This is a genomic window from Bacteroidota bacterium (assembly GCA_039111535.1).
Lineage (GTDB): Bacteria > Bacteroidota > Rhodothermia > Rhodothermales > JAHQVL01 > JBCCIM01.
In genome coordinates, this window is the sequence record JBCCIM010000347.1 from 1 (window position 1) to 2,219 (window position 2,219).

The following is a 2,219-nucleotide window of genomic DNA, read 5'->3' on the forward strand; positions in this document are numbered from 1 at the left end:
GTTTTCTGCCACTATGATCGAAATGGAGATGGAATTGCCACACGCTTTGTGCACAACAAAACCTGGAAGCTATACGAGACGGGCGAGGTTTTTAATATTGCCAATGATCCTCTTGAGGAAGTTGTTTTAACCGAGGATGATGTGCCGGCAAACATTGTGGCAACGTTTCAAGCGGTGCTCTCAGAGATGCGATAAAATAAAAATTAAGACGTAAGACCCGTCGGGTTTTAAAAACCCGACGGGTCTAAAGTTCTACCCTACCCCAATCAAAGACGCTGCCCATCCTCTAACAATCGAACGCGGAGCTTTTCATAGTCCACTTCTTGAACTCCGATGCCGGCTCCCATAGCCATACTCGCAGTCGTAGCTGCACTTTGCCCCAATATCATAAAGACAGGCTCCATGCGAATCGAACCAAAGGCGATGTGCGAGCTAGACAGAGCCACGGGTACCAGCAGATTGGTTGCTTCTTCTCGCTTAGGTAAAATCGACCCAAAAGCAATGCGATAGGGTTCATTTGGTTTTACACCGATATCTCCTTCATTCTGCACAAAACCATCCGGTTTCACGTAGCGCTGCACGTTGTGCGAATCCAACGTGTAGGATCCCATACCAATGGGTTGTGGCACCCCTCGCCGGCCCAGGGTTTCGTGTTCGGTCATCACATAAGTACCTACCATGCGGCGTGCTTCACGTACGTAAATCTGATGTGGCCAGTGATCGTTATCTGTAAATTCGTCTCTGGCAAGGCCCCAGGTATTCATTTCTTCCTGGATTTCAGGTGGTACACGAGGGTCGTTCTGTAGGAAATACATGAGCCCTTGCTGGTAGGTTTTGTGTTCTTCCAGAATCTCCTGCCGGCGCTCGTAGCTAGCTTCCGGATAATCGTAATTCATGCCAATGTTATCCGTGCTGAAAGGACCGTGGTTATTGGTGTCAGTTTTACGATTGGGGATGGGGTCGAATTTATCAAACGATTCGCGCCAGCCGCTTTCAAAGACGCGCACGAGGAGCTCGTACTGCGTAGAATCGTAGCCAGCCGGCTTTGGGAAAAGCAGACGGTTATCTGGATGGTTGCTCAAACACATCCTGTAACAATAGGCCTGTAGCCGATGATCTCCCTCGCCCTTCACCCCGGGTGGCTCAGGTGAGATGCGTGGTAAGAGGCCGCTGGCTGGATGGCCAGGCATGACGTAGGGATCGATGTCCGACATAAACCAGTGCCGATGGTGCAAAACGCCCACCTGGATGCCGTTCCAGGTCTCCTCGTACTGACTGTTGGCTTCGCGGCCCACCGTATACGATATACCGGCAGCAGCCATCAGATCGCCTTCATAGGTGGCATCAATAAACATCTTGCCGGCGTAACTTTTGCCACTCAACATCTTGATTGTAGTGATCTGGGCGCCTTCTTTGTGAACACCATCTTCCGACCGATCCAGCCACTCGTTGCGATGCACTATTATCCCTTCTTCGGCTATCCAGGTATCAAAAATATGCTCAGCCACGTGCGGCTCAAAGATCCACATCGTGCGCTGGTCGCCATCCATGGCCGGCGTACCCTGGCCAACATTGCCATATTCTTCCTGCGTTTCCCATACCCAGGCTTCTTCTTGCTGATAATGCTGCCAAATACGGTGATAAAACTCACGAGCTACCCCACCGATGGCTTCCGTATTGCCCGAATCTGTCCAGCCTAAGCCGCCTGCAGTGAGGCCACCTAGATGTATATCCGGCCCAACTAGAATAACAGAATTACCCATACGGCTGGCCTGGACGGCTGCAACAACGCCGGCTGAAGTGCCGCCGTAAACAATCAAGTCGGCTTCAAAGTGGTTGGTTTGTTGGCAGGATAGTATGGTGAAGAGGAGGGCCAGGAGGCCTAGTGAGCGTAATCGCATGGTTTCTGTTGTGGGATAGTGGTGTGTGAATCGAAATTCGCGATTTTGGCCGGCAAAAGCTAACTCTGCTCTTCCGTGATCCTGTATTTCCGGGTTTCCGATGGCTACTTTATGTGCTAAGTTGTCATCCCCATAACTTGAAATGCCAAAACACCGCAAGACGGAGTCACCGCAAGACGGAGTCACCGCAAGACGGAATCACCGCAAGACGGAATCACCGCAAGACGGAATCACCGCAAGACGGAATCACCGCAAGACGGAATCACCGCAAGACGGAATCACCGAAAGACGGAATCACCGAAAGACGGAATCACCGCA

The 2,219-nt window shown here is 51.3% G+C and carries 2 protein-coding genes; one reads left to right on the top strand and one right to left on the bottom strand.

Translation table 11 applies throughout. From position 1 onward, the window contains the following. A partial coding sequence (locus AAF564_26685) for an arylsulfatase (GenBank protein MEM8489159.1) occupies nt 1–195 on the top strand: 195 nt, incomplete at its 5' end. A gap of 71 nt (nt 196–266) precedes the next feature. Here the strand turns inward: AAF564_26685 and AAF564_26690 are convergent. Further along, nucleotides 267–1,901 (bottom strand): FAD-dependent oxidoreductase, encoded by a 1,635-nt coding sequence (locus AAF564_26690; GenBank protein MEM8489160.1) that lies wholly within the window; start codon nt 1,899–1,901, stop codon nt 267–269. Nucleotides 1,902–2,219: the final 318 nt, after the last annotated feature.